This is a genomic window from Desulfobulbaceae bacterium, assembly GCA_013792005.1.
Classification (GTDB): domain Bacteria; phylum Desulfobacterota; class Desulfobulbia; order Desulfobulbales; family VMSU01; genus VMSU01.
The window spans coordinates 30,689-48,546 of the sequence record VMSU01000137.1; the positions used below are offsets into that span (position 1 = coordinate 30,689).

Annotated in this window: 16 protein-coding genes; 6 read left to right on the top strand and 10 right to left on the bottom strand. The window is 52.3% G+C overall.

Features of this window, described 5'->3' with window-relative positions; all coding sequences use genetic code 11:
• Window positions 1-2: 2 nt before the first annotated feature.
• The 9 genes from FP815_08180 to FP815_08220 form a co-directional block, all read right to left on the bottom strand.
• On the bottom strand, window positions 3-1,136 hold the full coding sequence (locus FP815_08180) for an FtsX-like permease family protein (GenBank protein MBA3014917.1): 1,134 nt from the start codon (window positions 1,134-1,136) through the stop codon (window positions 3-5).
• 271 nt (window positions 1,137-1,407) lie between these two features.
• Window positions 1,408-2,067 carry an ABC transporter ATP-binding protein gene (locus tag FP815_08185; GenBank protein ID MBA3014918.1) on the bottom strand — a complete coding sequence of 220 codons (660 nt, stop codon included), beginning with the start codon at window positions 2,065-2,067 and terminating at the stop codon, window positions 1,408-1,410.
• A complete protein-coding gene (locus FP815_08190) occupies window positions 2,064-3,221 on the bottom strand; it encodes an efflux RND transporter periplasmic adaptor subunit (protein ID MBA3014919.1) in 1,158 nt (385 codons plus the stop codon). Before FP815_08190 ends, FP815_08185 begins: the two co-directional genes overlap by 4 nt.
• A gap of 17 nt (window positions 3,222-3,238) precedes the next feature.
• On the bottom strand, window positions 3,239-4,018 hold the full coding sequence (locus FP815_08195) for a YkgJ family cysteine cluster protein (GenBank protein MBA3014920.1): 780 nt from the start codon (window positions 4,016-4,018) through the stop codon (window positions 3,239-3,241).
• A 39-nt stretch (window positions 4,019-4,057) separates the two neighbouring features.
• On the bottom strand, window positions 4,058-6,004 hold the full coding sequence (locus FP815_08200) for a diguanylate cyclase (protein ID MBA3014921.1): 1,947 nt from the start codon (window positions 6,002-6,004) through the stop codon (window positions 4,058-4,060).
• Window positions 6,005-6,387: 383 nt separating this feature from the next.
• Window positions 6,388-6,792: a DUF2721 domain-containing protein gene (locus FP815_08205; GenBank protein ID MBA3014922.1), complete on the bottom strand. Its 405-nt coding sequence runs from the start codon at window positions 6,790-6,792 to the stop codon at window positions 6,388-6,390.
• 309 nt (window positions 6,793-7,101) lie between these two features.
• The gene (locus tag FP815_08210; GenBank protein ID MBA3014923.1) at window positions 7,102-8,106 is read right to left on the bottom strand and encodes a PIG-L family deacetylase; all 1,005 of its coding nucleotides are present in this window, start codon (window positions 8,104-8,106) and stop codon (window positions 7,102-7,104) included.
• A gap of 22 nt (window positions 8,107-8,128) precedes the next feature.
• On the bottom strand, window positions 8,129-8,944 hold the full coding sequence (locus tag FP815_08215) for a DUF362 domain-containing protein (GenBank protein MBA3014924.1): 816 nt from the start codon (window positions 8,942-8,944) through the stop codon (window positions 8,129-8,131).
• Window positions 8,941-9,243, bottom strand: a complete 303-nt coding sequence (locus tag FP815_08220) for a DUF493 domain-containing protein (GenBank protein MBA3014925.1) — start codon at window positions 9,241-9,243, stop codon at window positions 8,941-8,943. The genes FP815_08215 and FP815_08220 overlap by 4 nt, the downstream gene beginning before the upstream one ends.
• Window positions 9,244-9,813: 570 nt before the next feature.
• On the opposite strand from FP815_08220, the gene FP815_08225 reads away from it, so the two are divergent.
• From FP815_08225 to FP815_08250, 6 genes are all read left to right on the top strand, one after another.
• Window positions 9,814-10,944, top strand: a complete 1,131-nt coding sequence (locus FP815_08225) for a hydrogenase small subunit (GenBank protein MBA3014926.1) — start codon at window positions 9,814-9,816, stop codon at window positions 10,942-10,944.
• A 2-nt stretch (window positions 10,945-10,946) separates the two neighbouring features.
• Window positions 10,947-11,918: a hydrogenase 2 operon protein HybA gene (gene hybA, locus FP815_08230; GenBank protein MBA3014927.1), complete on the top strand. Its 972-nt coding sequence runs from the start codon at window positions 10,947-10,949 to the stop codon at window positions 11,916-11,918.
• Window positions 11,919-11,922: 4 nt separating this feature from the next.
• Entirely contained in the window at window positions 11,923-13,074 is a 1,152-nt protein-coding gene (hybB, locus tag FP815_08235) for a Ni/Fe-hydrogenase cytochrome b subunit (protein MBA3014928.1), read from the top strand.
• Between the two features lie 24 nt (window positions 13,075-13,098).
• On the top strand, window positions 13,099-14,799 hold the full coding sequence (locus FP815_08240; GenBank protein MBA3014929.1) for a nickel-dependent hydrogenase large subunit: 1,701 nt from the start codon (window positions 13,099-13,101) through the stop codon (window positions 14,797-14,799).
• 6 nt (window positions 14,800-14,805) lie between these two features.
• Window positions 14,806-15,315, top strand: a complete 510-nt coding sequence (gene hybD, locus FP815_08245) for a HyaD/HybD family hydrogenase maturation endopeptidase (GenBank protein MBA3014930.1) — start codon at window positions 14,806-14,808, stop codon at window positions 15,313-15,315.
• Window positions 15,316-15,548: 233 nt separating this feature from the next.
• On the top strand, window positions 15,549-16,349 hold the full coding sequence (locus FP815_08250; protein ID MBA3014931.1) for a sulfite exporter TauE/SafE family protein: 801 nt from the start codon (window positions 15,549-15,551) through the stop codon (window positions 16,347-16,349).
• A 191-nt stretch (window positions 16,350-16,540) separates the two neighbouring features.
• On the opposite strand, the gene FP815_08255 is transcribed toward FP815_08250, so the two are convergent.
• Window positions 16,541-17,368, bottom strand: a complete 828-nt coding sequence (locus tag FP815_08255) for a hypothetical protein (GenBank protein ID MBA3014932.1) — start codon at window positions 17,366-17,368, stop codon at window positions 16,541-16,543.
• Window positions 17,369-17,858: the final 490 nt, after the last annotated feature.

Sequence of the window (17,858 nt, forward strand, 5' to 3'; positions counted from 1 at the left end):
GCTTATCTCCGGGCCAAGGCATCGGCCGCAACTAATGCCGCGGCACGGCGGGCAGGCAAGAAACCAAACAACAGTCCGCAGATCACCGCTACACTAAATCCGAGCACAGGCGCCCAAGGCGCAAGAACGATGGGAAATTGCGGCAAAAACCAGGCCAACAACCGGATACCGACAAGCCCCACTCCCAACCCGGCCAAGGCTCCAAACCCGGAAATCATCGCCGCCTCGGCCAGAAAAACCGTCAGGATAAGCCGCCGTGACGAACCAAGAGCTTTAAGAAGACCGATTTCGGCACGGCGGCTGGATACGGCGACCAGCATCACATTCATGATAATAATCCCGGACACCACCAGGCTGATAGCAGCGATCCCGGCCACACTCAAGGTCAAGGTCTTGAAAATTCTATTAAAGGTAGCAAGGATGGCGTCCTGAGTGATCACGGTGATATCATCTTCCCCGTCATGACGGTCGCGAATGGCGGCAATCACCGCCTCCTTGACCCGAGGAATCGCCACCTCACTCTCCGCTTCAACCACAATCCGAAAGAGCGAGGAGGTATTAAACAGCGCCTGAGCAGAACCGACCGGGACAAACACGGCATCTTCCAACTCATCACCCAAAGAAGTGGCCTTCCGCTTAAGAACGCCAGTAATCTGAAAACGGTAATCACCTATCCTGATCTTCTCCCCCAAGGCGTTATCGTTGCCAAAGAGTTCCTGCTTGGCCTTGGAACCCAGCACACAGAGCGGCAAAAAACGATCTCCGCTCTCAGGAAAAACCGCCCCTTGGCTGAACTCAAGCCTCCGCATGGCAAAAAGTTCTCTGGACGAGCCCAAAACCGTAACCTCGCGCTCCTTCTGCTCTCGCGATATCGGGGCTGCGCCAACGATAATCGGAGATACGCGCCGAATGGCGCTGATGCGGGCCAGAGAGGCGGCATCAGCCAAAGTCAGATCACGGGGAGTAATGCCAAGCAACGGAGGAGGGCCGCCCACGGTCTCTGAACGGCCAGGCAGGATCACCAGCAGATTACTGCCCATGGAGGAGAACTGATCGCTGATATACATCCTAGCGCTCTCACCCAGCGATACTAAGAGTATCACCGAGGTCACTCCAATACCTACAGCCAGGAGCATCAGGGCGCTTCGTCCACGATTGCCGAGCGCGGCACGGATGGCGAAAGGGAAGATGTCAGCGATAAGCACAAAGATCCTAAGAGATAATTACGAATACATAATTGCAACTACTCTGGTTAACGGTAATCAGTTAGCGGTTTACAGTTAATAAAATCATCGCCAATCATGATTCATCGTATGACGCATGATATCAGTGTGTGCTCAGCTATTAGAAGGATAACTCACCGTCAACTGTCACCTGTAAACCGACAACCCGAGCAGTTACAGTAATTCAAACAATCTTGCCATCGACCATGTTAAGACGTCGGCCAGCCCTGGCGCCAATGGCCTGGTCGTGAGTAACCATAATCAAGGTGATCCCTTGGCGATTGAGACCTTCGAGGATATCAATCACCTCCCTGCCAGAAACCCGATCCAGATTACCAGTAGGTTCATCAGCGAGGATCAGCCGGGGATCCATAATAGTGGCTCGGGCAATGGCGACTCGTTGCCGCTGTCCGCCGGAGAGTTGGGCGGGAAGATGCCGAGCCCGGTCACTTAAGCCAAAGGCAGCCAGGGCCAATGCCACCTTTTCTCGTCGTATTGCCGGATCGATCCCAGCCAGGATCATGGGCAATTCGATATTACCTGCAGCACTCAATCGGGGCACCAGATGGAAGAACTGAAAAACGAAGCCGACATGCTGACTCCGCACCCTAGCCTGACTATCCTCATCAAGGTCGGAGACGTTTTGACCTGCTAGTCGGTAGATGCCCTTGTCTGGCCGATCAAGCAATCCCAGGATATTAAGCAGGGTCGACTTACCCGACCCGGAAGGCCCCATGATAGCAATGTACTCACCAGCTTCGACAGAGGTGGTCACCTCACGCAGGGCATGGACATCCTCCTCGCCCACCTGAAAAATCCGCTCCACCCCTTCAAGAGAGATCACGGTGAGGCCTCGATCTCCGCTCGAACATTGTCCTTAAGCCCTGGTCTGTCGGTTGAGAGCACAACCTTCTCCCCCTCGCTCAGGCCGCTTACCACCTCGGTCACCTGCCAGTTGCCAAGACCTACGGCAATCGCCCGGTCATGCACTCGGGCTGACTGTGCATCGAAAACCAAAACCCGTCGCCCCCCATCCAACACAGCCTGTGTTGGTATGGACAGCACCTTATCCCGACTATCGACAACAATTTCGACATCAGCGCTATACCCGGAAAGCAGATTAACCGTGTCGCTTAAAGTAACGAAGGAGACCTCGACCTCCACGGTGCGAGCCTGTTTTTCGCGATCCAGGACATAGGGATCAATCCGCCGGACCTGACCGGCAAAATGACGAGCGGCAAAGGCATCAAGGGTGATGGTCGTCGGCATACCTACGGTGATCGCTGCAGCATCGACCTCATCAATGGGGGCACTGACATAAAAACAGCTGGTATCCAACAGAATAACGGTGGGCGGGGTGGGGATGCCGGGCGGCGAAGGGGTGACGTACTCACTCAACTCGCCATTTACCTCAGCGACAATCCCGGCAAAGGGAGCAAGAAGCCGGGTTCGTTCCATTTCAACTGCCAGAAGGTTCAACCGATCACGAATGACCTGTTCTTCGGCAAGGGCAGCGGCATACTGGGCCTGATCAATAACAGCGCGAGTGTTGGCCTGATCCAGAGTTTCAACAGAGATTGCCGCAGTCGCTCGCAACTTTTTCATTCGTCCCGCCTCACGCAGGGAAAGCTCGGACTGCCGGAGAAGGGCGCGGGCACGGGCCGCAGCCGCCCTCCCTTCACTGGTGGCAAGAGTCAACTGAGAAGAGAGGTCCTTATTCCAAACTTCAATCAAGAGGTCCCCTTCCTTCACCTGATCGCCCTTCTTCACCGGCAGGGTAGCAATCTGGCCGCCAACACCGGGAGATAGATCGGCCTGGCGGCAGGCCTTAACCGTCCCGGCACGGGTATTGGCCACCAATTGCAGAACATTACCCCGTTCAACCTTGGCCACCATCACCTGTAACGGTTTCGGCTTCATCCGTTGCCACACCACCCACCCCACTCCAGCAGCAAGAGCCGCAACAAGCAACCAACCAACGATCCGGGCAGGTGTCATGATTTCTTCCTCTGTGGTTAACGCCTGCGCTGCTTCAGGGTAGGCCGGTTGACCAGCATCATCTGCAGCCATTTGAAACCAAACTTGAGCAAGGCCTCGTCATCGTTCTCACAGGCCGCAACCTCGGACCGACTGAGTTTAAACTGGGAGAGCAAATCCTGTTCCCGAACCAGACTCCGAAATCCATCAATATTATAGCAGACCATGAAAGCCATCTGCTGGCGAGGCCCGGCGGCCCCCTCGCCCTGCCAGGGGTTAGAGGCAAACAGGGTGTCCATCTCAGCCCAGAGGTCATCCATCAAATTGTAATCGAGGAGGCGCTGATCGCGCAGCCAGTCAGTGACCGTCTGAGTCTGGGTCTCCTCATGACCGTGGCAGTAATCATGATTGGTCATAAAATAATACTCGTCAGGCCGCCCGGAACGGGAAGAACGATCCACCGCCCGTTCCAAAGGGTAGGTGCGGCAGGCAGAAGGCCGGTCTGGATATACCGTGCAGCCAACCCCACCCTCACCAAGAAACGGACAGGTATGCTCCTCGTTATCGCGCATCCTCAAGATGATCGAGGGGAAATAGAGGTTGCTCCCCGCTACCACTCCGGCATAGGTGTTAAGAAAGGTCTCAGAATCAATACCCAAATTATTCTTGAGCCGGATAATGTCATACGGATAGAGGAAGAGTTCGAGCTTGCGACAGCACTGGGTGAAACAGGAGACCCCAGGGTGGCAACGAAAGGCAAAATGGGTCTTGCCCAGAGGGGTCATACCTTCTGGAAATGATTTTGTAATCTGATTCATGGTCTATTCTCGTTCTTAAGTGGAAATGGGCTGACATTATCAATATTTCTCTTGTCCCCACATGTCTGCGGTAAATCTGATGACCTTGTTTCGACCTTCCTCTTTTGCCCGGTAGAGGGCCACATCGGCAAATTTAATCGCCTCCCAGAAACCATCCGTGTCCTGCGGAAATTCACTAACGCCGATGCTTATAGTCTTCTTCAAGGTCCCGGTAGGGACATTAATCACGGTATCTTCCATAGTTGCGCGTATTTTCTCAGCCAGCGCCATGGTGTCTTGGGTACTCTTCACGTCAATGAGCAAAACTATAAACTCCTCCCCCCCGTAACGGATCACCATATCCGAGGCCCTGACGCAGCTCTTCAACACCTCTGCCGTCTTAATCAGAACAACGTCACCAGTTTCATGACCATAGGTGTCATTGACCACCTTGAAAAAGTCCATATCACACATCAAGATACCAACTCTGGCGCCGCGCCGAACGGTACTGGCCACCAAGGTGTTGGAATACGTTTCAAGGAAACGCCTGTTGTAGAGGTCGGTCATGGGATCACGCATGGTGGTCTCATGCAGGGCTGAGGCAAAACGTTTTGCCTCGATTACCGGTGTTGCCTCCTGAATATAACGAGTGGCCCTTTTCACCAGAAGCTCGAAATTTTCTCGGCTTTGCGGAGCGCTTGCAATCTCATGAAGGAACTGGACCACACCAACGACCTTGCCGTTGGCGATCATGGGGATACAATGATGCTCAAAAAGATCTTTATGAGGGAACTGTTTGCAGATTTCAGGGAATTCAAGGGATGAAATGGCATGGCCGGTGCGTTTGGCCCGACAAAAATTTGATTCTTCAAAAATTTCGGCACTGCAGACGTAATCAAAATTAGAGGCATAAGCCACAGACATGTTATTTTTTGATCCGGTAATCTCGTAAATATACAGTTTATCCAGATGGTATCGGTCCTGTAAGAGCCGAGCCAAACGAAGATTAACTTCAGTAGTGGATTCTTCCTCCTCAATAATCGCCTTAAATGTATTGAGGCTGAAGATATTATCAACCATGATGTTCAACTGATGAGCAAGCCGACCAACTTCATCATTGCTTTTGACCTCAATTCTCTGGGAACGATCCCCCTCCCCCCTGGCGATGAAAGTAATCTTTTCCAGAATACTCCGTAAGGGAGTCGCAATAATAAAAATATACAGCAAGGTAGCAATCGCTAGAATTACAGCAATACATATTCCGATAATAATCGAACGAGATTTGGAGACATTGATAATATGTTCCAGTTCTTTAAATTGATCATTTTGGTCTTTATTACTCTCAACTGCCATGTCAATCAGCAGTCCATACACATCACCAAGAGATTCATTCAACTCAGAGACAAGTTCATCTTTTTCATCAACATCGCATTGACCCAAAAGACACTGATTCAGCGCCTGATTGGATTGTTCCAAGACAAGTGCTTTTTCTTTAATAGAGTCAAAAATAGCATTGATGCGAGGATCGTCTGACACCTCAACTACAAAGACATCGAGAGTTCTCTTTGCGACCTTGGCAACATCCTGGACTGCTCCTCCATTTTGCAACGCGTTGACCATGAGATTCAAATCGGCAAGTCGTTGTTCATTGGCAAGGATATCGTAGTCGTTCTCAGAAAGTTGCGGTTTTGCGAGGATGTGAATAAGAGAAATCTTAAACCCATTGATTGATCGCAAGATATATTGGCTTATTTTATATTGGGGAATAAAAACATCTTTAATGACATGATTTCTGACTGCAATTCTTTCAAGTGTGATGGTGTTAAAGGAAATCAGCAAGGAAAACCCAAGAAGAGATACCACCAGTATGCCAATTAATTTTCCGGTAATACTGGTATCAAGGCATTTTTGAAAAAAACACCCCAAAAATGTTCCGGAAGGACAGTCGATCAGACCAAAGAGCGAAAATGTTTTTTTCTTAGCTTGAGTGGGTTCTGTGGAAGTCATTGGTAAACCATATCAAAGTTTTTATGAGGAAAGCTCGTAACTGCTCAGGTTGTCGGTTTACGGTTTACGGTGATTGGGTCCTGCCAATGGCTGAGGGCACACTGACATTGAGTATCATGCGATGATTTAGTAAACGTTCAGCAGCACCGCATCTGCTTTGTCATCGGCCTGGTTCGCATACCATATGTATAGCTCACGGGCCTCTTTCGCGCATCTGCAGCACTGTGAACGTTTACAGTTCCGGGGTTACCTGTAGTTTCGGTACCCCTGGTGAACTGTCACATGATTTATGCCTAACCATGATTCTTTTAACCGTAAACCGATAACTGATTACCGTTAACCTGTGTCGTTACAAAAAGCGATAAGTCCTTCAGCGTAAGTCCCTACTTAATGACGTCTTTTTTTCGAATACCACTAAGCTCAATATCTAACGCATTGACTGAAAGTAAAATTTCACGAAAAGACAACCCTAAGGAAATCATCATCAAAATTAAGCTTAAACTAAATATTATTTTCCCAACAAAAATTTCTCCGGCAAAAAGCACAAACAGGCACAAAACACACAAGAAAAGACTGGCAACACCAAACGCCTGCATATTTCTAATCAGATACAATCTTTTCCTCAAACTATCTATCTGACCAACTAATATATCATCCTGATTAAGTTTGTATTGAGAATGGAGCATACGAACACGTCCACCAATTGTATTGAATCGATTGGTATATGCCACCAACAACAGTGAAATCGCAGGAAAGAGTAGAGCTGGTGTAGTTAAGGTAATGTCCATAATGGCTGTTTAGCTAAAAGGCTATGGAATTTTGACTAAACGGCAGGACAGCGCTTGCTGTCTCCATCTCCCTCCAATCTACATTCTCACCCCTTAATATACCTAGTAAATAAAGTTCCTGACCATCATTGATGGTCTCGCAAAAAGTCACGGGATGGCTAAGCAAAAGGGCCGACATACAGGTAAGCGATCGAAGAGAGACTCCGAGGCGCAGTGTGCTTTTGCGAATGAGGCCACACATATGGTGTGCCGAATGAGCAAAAGTGCGCTGCAACGCAGTAGATCGGGCTTTTTGCAACGCCATCATCATTACTTGCTCGCAATAATCGCTTCCAGACTCTGATCTGGTCCGATCCGCCCGTGAGCCAAGTCCAAACTATGAATCCCCCCTTGCCGCCAGCGGGATACTCGATACAGCTCGCCGAAGAGGAATCCTGGTCGCCCCTCCAAGCCGTCCCCCTCGACTAACTCCGCTCCACGGCGAACAGTATCCATCATCCGCGGGGGCTGAGTCAGATGATAAGGATTTCGTTCAATCTCACCCCGGTGACAGGACAGCGCCGCCACCAGCCAGGCCACGCCACTAACATCAAGGCCAATAAGGAGGTTGGGCGCAGCCATAGGACGCCAGAATTCTGTCTCGACTGCCAAGACAGAATTCGCCCCCAAAGTAAATATCGCCAGAGCGGCGCTCACCAGACGGTGGGTCGCGATATGGGTCGGGTGATGATCCTCTTCGTGAGGCAATAAAACAATATCAGGGACTAGCTCGCTAAAAACTACGGCAAGGGCCTCGACCACAATATCCCAGTCTGGACAATCTTCACCCGCCTTGAGATCAAACTCCACCGGCATCGACAACTGTCGGCACTCAAACCCGACCACGGCACAGGCAGCGTGCAGTTCCTGCCAACGGGCCTCCTGACGAGAAGAATCGCTGCCCAAGGTTATCGCAAGGTTGACAACTCTGGCACCCTGCTCATGGCGCAATCTAAGGGGTAAAGCGCCAGTCAGCATCTCATCATCCGGGTGGGGCGAGCAGAGCACCACCACTGGAGACTTGCCGACACGTAGTAAGCGATCACAGGACACCCCATTTCGCGCATCTGGGGTGCCCTGCAATCGCTTACAGTTCTGAGTTAGAGCGCAGTTTCTAGTCGTTACCCCGTGATCACTTACCCCGGCACAGCCTGTGCTAAGCGCCGCATGACCGGACAAACCACTCAATCGCACTCCCTGCTCGTAGGCCTTAGCATAGGCCTGCACATAAGGCAGCCACCGGCTCACCCCCTGCCGACCACTTAATTCATCCATTGAGGAAACCTGACTAAAGATATCATTTCACCTCGCAAACCGTCAACGGTTCAGCCTCGCCCAAAACACCGTGGGCCATATAGATATGACCGATCTGTCGCCAATCGACCCCAAGGAGTTCCGCACCATAGGCATCAATCGCGACCGGATCGGCGCTTACGGCCAACCGATTCTTGGGCGGATCACAAACAGGCCCCCACAGATGGGCCTCAGGCATCCCCACCGTGGCATCGAGCACCGTAAAGTCAGGGGTGCGATAACGATTCAAGTCAAACACAGCATTCTGGATATCCTCATGAAATGAGGCCTTCTTCCAGTGGCCATCCTGCTGATAATAGGCGGGCGGCGCAGCCCCCACCATATTTTTCATAGTGAGAGTCAGTCCGGCCATGGAGTGAGCCTTCAGCACCGGAACCGAGATCAGAAAGGAATCGAGCACCACCTCGGGCAGATACATCACCGGCCAGCGCCGGCACTGGGAGTTTGCCAACCGCCTGAGCGGCGCCTCGTTTAAATCGATAAGGGTAACCCCGGCGGCCTCGGCCATGGCAGTATACCCCTGACTGCGAAAGACCTGCCAGGTATCATATTTCAATGACCCGCACCCATCGGCAACAACACAATCACAGTCAGGACGAAAAGCTCGCAGATAGCTGACAATCTCAACAATCAATCCCACAGGTGTGGTCATCGGCGGCGGCTGATCTGCAACCAGGTTTGGCTTGATCAACACTCTCCCTGAACGTGGCAGAATATCGACAAGTCCAGCCGCGTCCAAGAGAGCCCCAAGCTGGCGCCAGCCAATAAATTCACTTGTATAAACCGCAGCCAAAGTCAGATCACCATGACAACGGCAGGATGGCTCTTAAACAGGGCAAACAGTTCATTGCGCTCAACCTCATCACGAACAACGAGATCGATGTTCCAGCTATGATACTTACCACCAGTGCTCCCCTTGGAATAAAACAAAAGAAACTCACGACCAGAAAGGATGGCCTCCACAGCCTCCCGCACCCCGTCCCGGTCCTGTCCAATTACCCGGTAGGACCACTGACAGGGATAGACTATCACACCATTCTCTCGGTCAATCTCCATGACACACCTCATCAGGGGATATTCACGGCTCGCGCCGATCACACGCAGGCGCCAGTGGATAAACGACCGGAGCCCTGCATATTTTCTTAAAAACACAGGGATCAATTCAAAAAAACCCCTTCTAAGTTACAAATCATTTATCGATATCTAAATGAAATCGATAAATTTTCTGACGATTTGTATCTTTCATAATAAATACCGGCGGCATCCCGGTTGGGAAGCTGAACAGTTACGGTTCTGGGCTTCGGCACCTTTCTGGGTCAGAAGGTGGATAGTTACACAAAAGTTAGGCTTAATTTGAAACCCTCACTTAACATCCCGGCAACAATACAGAGCTGGCAAAGGAAAGGCAAGTCCAGAAATCATCAGCAGCATCTCCAGAGCCAGATTCCAGGACCAAAAAGACAAGCGCATCATTAAATACTTTACTCCTATTATTCACCACATTATTGATCATTATAAAGAAAAAAAGGAATTGCCATATTAAAATTACGTGGTATATCGTGATAGGTAATAGTACTTACGTGGCAGTACATAAAGAAGCGCCGCCACTAACACGATTCGATTCACCGAACGTACTTACCACGCCTGCCAATACCACAGGGAGGGAACATGAAGACAGACAATTTCAAAAGCATCAAGGCTCAACTCAACGGCATTTCCCGCCGAGACTTCATGAAATACTGTTCGATCATGGCAAGCTCCATGGGCCTGTCCACTGGTATGGCGCCCAAAATCGCTGAAGCCATCGCCAATCCAGCCCGACGTCCGCCAGTTATCTGGCTGCACGGCCAAGAATGCACCGGCTGCACCGAGACCCTGCTCCGCCCGTCCCACCCCACCCTGGAAAATCTGATCCTGGACATCATCTCCCTCGATTACCACGAAACCTTGAACGTCGGCTCCGGCCATCAGGCAGAGGCCGCGCTCAAACAGTCCATGCAGGAAAACGCCGGTAAATACATCCTGGTCATTGAAGGCGCTATTCCCATTAAAGAAAACGGCATCTACTGTATGATCGGCGGCAAGACCTTCATGAGCATGGTGGAAGAGACCGCCGCCCGTGCCGGGGCCATCATCGCCATCGGCTCATGCGCCGCTTGGGGCGGAATCCCCTCGGCCGCCCCCAATCCCACCGGCGCCATTGGCGCGACAGAACTGCTCCAGGGAAAAACCGTCGTGTGCATCCCCGGTTGCCCTCCCAATCCGTACAATTTCCTCTCCACAGTGGTCCACTTTTTGACCTTCGGCTCTCTTCCTTCCCTTGACGACCAAGGCCGTCCCAAATTCGCCTATGGCCGCCTGATCCACGAAAACTGCGAGCGCAGGCCCCACTTCGATGCTGGCCGCTTTGCCGAACAATTTGGCGACGAAGGGCACCGCTTAGGCTATTGCCTTTACAAACTAGGATGCAAGGGTCCTGTTACCCATGCCAACTGCCCCGAGATCCTGTTTAACGATGTTGGTGGCGGCACCTGGCCGGTGGGCACCGGCCACCCCTGTTTCGGCTGCGTCGAGAAAGGCATCGGCTTTAATATGCCCCTATTTACCCAGGCTGAGATCCAACATCCCACACCGTCCGCCATCCAAGCGCCGATTACTCCAGACCACCCGAGCGGGGCAACAATTCAAGGCGCCGCCCTGGCAGGTGCGGCAGTGGGGGCCGTCATCGGGGCTAGCGCCATCGCCATGAAGAATCTCGGCAACGCAAAAAGAGATGGTCAATCTTCCAAGGAGGATTAGGCATGAAACTCAAACGGAGAGACTTTCTCAAGGCCACCGGAAGCGGGCTCCTGATGGCAGCGGCCGGACCTGTCACAGCTCTGGCTCGCACTGAAAAAAAGGCCCTTGCCCCCGAGGCGGTGGGCATTCTCTATGACTCGACACTGTGCATTGGTTGTCAAGCCTGTATGGTAGAGTGCAAAACCGCTAACAAGATGCCCCAAGAGACTGATGACCCTTTCCGTCGCTGGGACAACCCTCAAGACCTGTCCGCCACCACCTTAAATATTATCAAACGGTACACAAACGGCTCAGCGGCGGCTAAAGACCAAGAGCAAGACGGCTATGCCTTTATCAAACGCCAATGCATGCACTGCATCGACCCCTCCTGTGTCTCTGCCTGCCCGGTGACAGCCCTGCACAAAGACCCTACCAGCGGGATTGTCTCCTACGATAAAAACGCCTGTATCGGTTGCCGCTACTGCCAGATCGCCTGCCCCTTCAATATTCCCAAATTCCAATGGAGTTCGACTACACCGGAAATCATCAAGTGCCAACTCTGCTCGCACCTGCTGAAAGAAAACAAAATCCCGGGCTGCTGCTCCTCCTGCCCCACTGGGGCTTCGTTGTTTGGTCCGGTGTCTGCCCTGATCGCAGAAGCCAAACGACGACTGCGGCTTGAGCCTGGCGCCTATAGCGACTTCCCCCTCAATGCCATTGCCCCCGGCGATTCAGTCCGGTCCAGCTCCCGTCAGGCAGGGCGCTATATCGACCATCTTTACGGAGAGAACGAGATAGGAGGAACCCAGGTGTTGCTGCTCGCAGGGGTCCCGTTCACTAGACTCGGCCTCCCCGAACTACCGGACGAAGGGTATGTCCGGTTGGCCGATGGCATCCAGTATGCCATCTACAAGGGCATGGCTTATCCGCTGGTGCTCCTTGGCGCCCTGGTCTACATGATCCGTAAGGGCGATAACAGCGACAAAAAGGAATAATGCCATGGAAATTAAACACCCTGTAGGCGGACGAATCCTAACCGGCCCCTTTCTCTTTTTCCTGACCCTGTTTCTGATCGGCGCCTACTTTACAACCAAACGCTTCATGTTTGGCATCGGCGCGGTCAGCAACATGAACGACGGCTACCCCTGGGGAATCTGGATCGCCCTGGATGTGGTGGTCGGCACAGCTCTTGCCTGTGGCGGGTACACCATGGCCCTCCTCACTTATGCCTGCAACCGGATGGAGTATCATCCCTTGGTGCGGCCGGCCCTGCTCACCAGCCTCTTCGGGTACACCCTGGCCGGCGCCTCGGTGATGATCGACATCGGCCGTTACTGGCAAGCCTATAACATTATTTTACCGTGGCACGCCAATCTTCACTCGGTCATGTTCGAAGTGGCGCTATGCATCGGGTGCTACTGCATGGTGCTATGGATCGAATTTGTCCCCACCGTCCTGGAAAAGGTCAAAGCAGATCAACTACTCAAAAAATTAAACAGATATCTTTTTGTCTTTATCGCCCTGGGAATCCTACTACCCACCATGCATCAGTCATCACTGGGCACCATGATGCTGATGGCAGGACACAAGCTCTCCCCCCTGTGGCGGACCGGATTTCTCCCGCTGCTCTTCCTGCTCACCGCCCTGATCATCGGCTTTGCTGTCGTAATTTACGAATCTCTTTACAGTTCAGTGGCTTTTAAACTCCCCCCGGAGACCCCGATACTCTCCAAACTGGCGACGATAACATTCTGGTGCCTGCTGCTCTTTATGGTAATCCGCATCGAGGATGTCAACCTCCGAGGCTATATGCCGCTGGCCTTTAACGGCAGCTTCGTCAGCAACATGTTCCTGCTGGAAAACACCCTCCTGCTGGGCGCGCTCCTGCTGCTCATGTACCCCGGCAACCGCAAATCCCCCAGATTATTGTTTCTCGCGGCCACCCTCCTGCTTCTGGGTGCCGGTCTCTATCGCTTCAACACCTACATAACCGGTTTTGACCCTGGAACTGGGTGGCAATATTTTCCATCAGCGGCCGAAATCTTCATTACCCTCGGCATCGTTTCATTGGAGATTTTAGGATACATGTGGTGCGTCAAAAAGCTTCCGATCCTTTCCGCCCATCATGCACCGAGCGTATCAAACTCATAAGTAACGTATAAAAGGAGATCCAATATGACAAAGCGAATCACGATCGACCCGATTACCAGGATCGAGGGACACCTGCGCATCGACTGCGAAATTGAAGGCGGCAAAGTCACCAATGCCTGGTCGTCCGGACAGATGTGGCGAGGGATTGAGCTGATCCTCCAGGGGCGTGACCCCAGAGAGGCATGGATCTACGCGCAGCGCATCTGCGGTGTCTGAACGACAGTCCACGCACTGGCTTCGGTGCGTTCGGTCGAAAATGCCTTAGGTCTTGAAGTCCCTTTAAACGCCCAATATATTAGAAACATGATGATGGGCGCGCACCTGATTCAAGATCATATCGTTCACTTTTATCACCTGTCGGCCCTAGACTGGGTTGACCTGGTATCTGCCCTTAAAGCCGACCCCAAGGCCGCCTCTGACCTGGCCCAGAAACTCTCGCCCTGGAAGCGGAATAGCATCACTGAATTCAAGGCCGCTCAAGATAGACTCAAGGCCCTGGTCAACTCCGGCCAACTCGGTGTCTACAGCAGCGGCTATTGGGGCCATTCGGCCATGAAGCTGGCGCCGGAAGTCAACCTTATCGCCGCTGTCCATTACCTGCAGGCCCTGGAATATCAGCGAGAGATCAACAAGGTCGTCGCTATCCTGGGCAGCAAGACCCCGCACATCCAGAATCTGGCCGTAGGAGGAGTCAGTAACCCGATTAACCCAAATAGTCAATCAACCCTGTCCATCGAGAAACTGCTCCATATCAAGAAGCTGATCGATGATGTCGGAGACTTCGTGGAGAACGTTTACCTCATTGATGTCGCAGCGGTAGGCGCATTCTATGCCGACTGGACCCAGATCGGCGCCGGCGTCACCAATTACCTCTCTGTGCCGGATATGCCGATGGACACCAAAGGCCAAATCTTCGACCTGCCCGGCGGTTATATCCCCGGCGGCGATATCAGTAAATTCGTGCCGATCAAGAGTTTCCAGGATGAGATGTTCAAGACCTCCATCAAGGAGAGCATCAAGCACGCCTGGTACAATGGCGATTGGGACCGTCATCCCTGGGAGGAGGAGACCGCACCCAACCATACCGAATTCCAGGACAATGGCAAATACTCCTGGGTCAAGGCCCCGACGTTCAAGGGCGAACCGGCTCAAGTCGGCCCTTTGGCCAACGTCCTCTGCATGTACGCATCCGGCCACCAACCCACCATCAAGTACACCACCAAGGTCCTCGACCTGGTCAGTTCTCTTGCTGGCGCTAAAGTCGGTATCGAGGCCCTGCATTCGACTATCGGCCGCCATGCTGCCCGCGTCGTCCGATGCGCCGCCCTCTATGAGAGCCTTAAACATCAATGGCAGTTACTGATCGACAATATCGGCAGAGGAGACTACACCACCTTTAATAAACCGGAGTTTCCCAAGGGCATCCAACAGGGAGTTGGCTTCCATGAGGCCCCGCGCGGCACGCTGTCGCATTGGATTGTGATTGAGGACGGTAAGATCAAGAACTATCAGGCCATTGTCCCCTCGACCTGGAACGCCGCGCCCCGGAACGACAAAGATGCCATGGGTCCTTACGAATCGGCTTTAATTGGCACTCCGGTGGCCGATCCGGACAAGCCACTTGAAATCTTGCGGACAGTCCACTCCTTTGATCCTTGCCTCGCCTGCGCTGTCCACCTGGTGGACAAAAAGCGGAATGAGATCAAACGGATCAAGGTTCTCTGAGCAATGATGAACGCTCTCATCCTCGGAGTTGGCAATATCCTTTTAGGCGACGAAGGTGTCGGCATCAGAGTCGTAGAGGAACTGGAAAACCGCTACGCTTTCCCCGAGGAGATAATGGTTCTGGACGGAGGCACAGCCGGCATCGAACTGCTCCGATACATTGAAGGCCGTGACCTCCTGATTGTTATTGACGCCATGCGAGCGGACCTTACGCCGGGCACGGTGTTCCGGGTCGAGGATGAAGATGTGCCCAAACGCTTCATGTCGCGAATCTCGCCCCATCAGATCGGCCTCTCCGACCTGCTGGCAGCAGGCATCCTCACCGATCAGATCCCCAAGCGGATGATCCTGTTCGGAATAGAGCCGGAATCTATGACAACCGGCATCGTCCTCTCGGACTCGGTTAATGGCAGCGTTGACAAAATTATTACTGCCATTTTGGCGGAATTGGACGAGGCCGGGTACGCCTCGCCCATTCCCCACCCTTCTCCACGGCCATCACGATTCTGGTCTTAAAAGGGGCATTGCCCCAATTCCCTTAGATCATTACTCTTGCCTGTTTCGACAGATGGCTGTAGATTCCCGCGGAAAATCACATTTTTTAAAAGTTCAAAATTTCCAAGTCGTGGCTTTGTGCCAATATGTTGGACGTCAGAAAGTCTGAGCAAACAATACCAGTTGACGGCTCAATGAGCATGATCCTTTCAACCGCAAACCGATAACTGATCATCGCCATCCGAAGTCACGCCATGACCATAATCATTCTAACCTACCTGGCGGTAGGCGCAGTAGCCGGAGTCCTCGCCGGTCTGCTCGGCATCGGCGGAGGGTTGGTCATCGTCCCGATGCTGATTTTTTGTTTCAGCAGCCAGCGCCTCCCCCATGAAGTAATCATGCATCTGGCATTAGGCACTTCCATGGCCAGCATCATCTTCACTTCGATATCGAGCTTCCTGGCGCATCACAAACGAGGGGCGGTCCATTGGACTGCAGTCAGGCGCATCGTGCCAGGTATCCTCACCGGAACCTTTCTCGGTTCATGCGTAGCCGCCCGCCTGTCGACTAACTTCCTGAAGGGGTTTCTGGTGATTTTTCTCTATTACGTCGTCACCCAAATGTTGATGGGCAGCAAACCAAAGGCAGGGCGGGAGTTACCGGGAATAGTGGGAATATCGGCAGTTGGGGGAGGGATAGGGATACTGTCCAGCCTTGTGGGAATCGGCGGAGGAACCATGTCAGTACCATTTCTGCTCTGGAGCAATCTTGGACTGCATCAGGCAATAGGAACCTCGGCGGCAATAGGATTTCCCATCGCCGTCTCCGGGACACTGGGCTATCTGGTCAATGGCATCTCGGCAACGGAGCTGCCACCTTTTTCAATCGGATACATCTACCTGCCCGCCTTGGCAGGAATCGTCCTAGCCAGTGTTATCACCGCCCCTGTAGGTGTCCGTCTGGCCCACAGCCTGCCAGTAAAAAAACTCAAGCGGATTTTTGCCATCCTTCTCTTAGTGGTTGCCACGAAGATGTTACTCGACCTTGTAACTTGATACTCTGGTCTGACTTTTGTTGCCCTTAGTGGTAATTCGGTTTTGCGGTTGCCAGTTGATGGTTAGCACCCCTGCTAATAGCTGATCACTCACTGATATCATGTATCAAGCGATGATTCATGACTAACGTTAATTCTGTTACCCGTAAACCGATCACCGTCATCTTGAGTAGTTCCCCTTGGTGAATATTCTTACTGCCAGGGCGTGAGCGGCTCGGTATCATAGCCCGCCGGAACTTGAATTATATCTGGCAATACTGCGGTAGTAGAAATACTGCGAAGCGTCACCGAACCACCATCATCCCGAGACAGGTCCCGCAACTCGATAGGCACCCCTGTTACTTCCCGTACTGAAATCATGGGGATAATTACGCCAAACTGACGAGCCACCCGCTGGCTCCTCCTCGCAAGCCGTTCATAAAAAGTCAACAAGACCCGAATGGTTGCAAAATCACTGTCCGGAATCTGAATGGCGGCATGATCGGCCAGACAGAGATCAGCCATGCCCGTCGTCCCCTGCATGATCCGCATCGGCTTGCATCGGATTCCAGCCACCTCCTTATCTTGACCTGCCGACATCAGGGTAGTTGCTGGGGGTGGCTGAGCCGCCTGAGCAATCTTATCCAAGGAGACACTCCCCCCCAAAAGATCTTGCCACTTCTGACGTTCCTCAGGAGAGAGCTTGGCAACCTGATCCGCCAATCCCTGGACCAATGGCTGCACAGTACTGGCCTGCTGGTTCAGACGATCAACCTGTTCCTCATCCACCATCTTAATCGTGCGCTTTCGGTGGTCAATCACCATTAAATTCTGAGCCCATCGATCAAACAGATAATCAAGATGCTTGCTGCTCCCCGACCCTCTGACCAAAATCCTGCCATCCTTGACGGACATAGTTTGGATGACACCCTCGCCCTTGACCTCTCCCTGGGCAGAAAACTCAAGGACAGCATCAGCCCTGACCAGGGCAGGTATCACTAAAATAGCCACGATGGCCAGTGACGCGATCATACGACACATAGTCAACACTCCAGGACACTGTTCAGATTTTTGAAAGTTAAACTATAACCGGATCGGCTGTAGTCTGTTCAGTAAAAGAGGATAAAGAATTATTATAACTGCCCAGGTTGTCGGTTTACGATTGGCAGTTGACGGTGATTGGGCCCTGCCAATGGCCATGGACACACTGACATTGAGTATCATGCGATGATTTACAACTAACCATGATTCTTTTAACCGTAAACCGATAACTGATTACCGCTAACCTGTGTAGTTACGAATCATCTTTCTACAAGTAAACTGCCACTCCCTCATCCTGAGAGATGACAAACTATCTCACTGGTTCTGGGTGCAGGGATCAATGGTACGTTCGCAACAAAGGAGTCAAGCACACCTCGATCATAGAATGCCTTCTCAAAAAACAGCCCCTGAGCCGGGGCCATCCAGGGAATAGAGGAAGACGGGGCGCCAGTCGAGAGCATCGTTTTGACCTCGTCGATAGGTAACTTGC

Bases quoted from the DNA above. Each gene is read 5' to 3' on its own strand.
- hybA (MBA3014927.1), top strand. From the start codon at position 10,947: ATGAAACTCAAACGGAGAGACTTTCTCAAGGCCACCGGAAGCGGGCTC.
- FP815_08255 (MBA3014932.1), bottom strand. From the start codon at position 17,368: ATGTGTCGTATGATCGCGTCACTGGCCATCGTGGCTATTTTAGTGATA.
- FP815_08195 (MBA3014920.1), bottom strand. From the start codon at position 4,018: ATGAATCAGATTACAAAATCATTTCCAGAAGGTATGACCCCTCTGGGC.
- FP815_08210 (MBA3014923.1), bottom strand. From the start codon at position 8,106: ATGGATGAATTAAGTGGTCGGCAGGGGGTGAGCCGGTGGCTGCCTTAT.
- FP815_08180 (MBA3014917.1), bottom strand. From the start codon at position 1,136: ATGCTCCTGGCTGTAGGTATTGGAGTGACCTCGGTGATACTCTTAGTA.
- FP815_08225 (MBA3014926.1), top strand. From the start codon at position 9,814: ATGAAGACAGACAATTTCAAAAGCATCAAGGCTCAACTCAACGGCATT.
- FP815_08205 (MBA3014922.1), bottom strand. From the start codon at position 6,792: ATGGACATTACCTTAACTACACCAGCTCTACTCTTTCCTGCGATTTCA.
- FP815_08190 (MBA3014919.1), bottom strand. From the start codon at position 3,221: ATGACACCTGCCCGGATCGTTGGTTGGTTGCTTGTTGCGGCTCTTGCT.
- hybB (MBA3014928.1), top strand. From the start codon at position 11,923: ATGGAAATTAAACACCCTGTAGGCGGACGAATCCTAACCGGCCCCTTT.
- FP815_08200 (MBA3014921.1), bottom strand. From the start codon at position 6,004: ATGACTTCCACAGAACCCACTCAAGCTAAGAAAAAAACATTTTCGCTC.
- hybD (MBA3014930.1), top strand. From the start codon at position 14,806: ATGAACGCTCTCATCCTCGGAGTTGGCAATATCCTTTTAGGCGACGAA.
- FP815_08250 (MBA3014931.1), top strand. From the start codon at position 15,549: ATGACCATAATCATTCTAACCTACCTGGCGGTAGGCGCAGTAGCCGGA.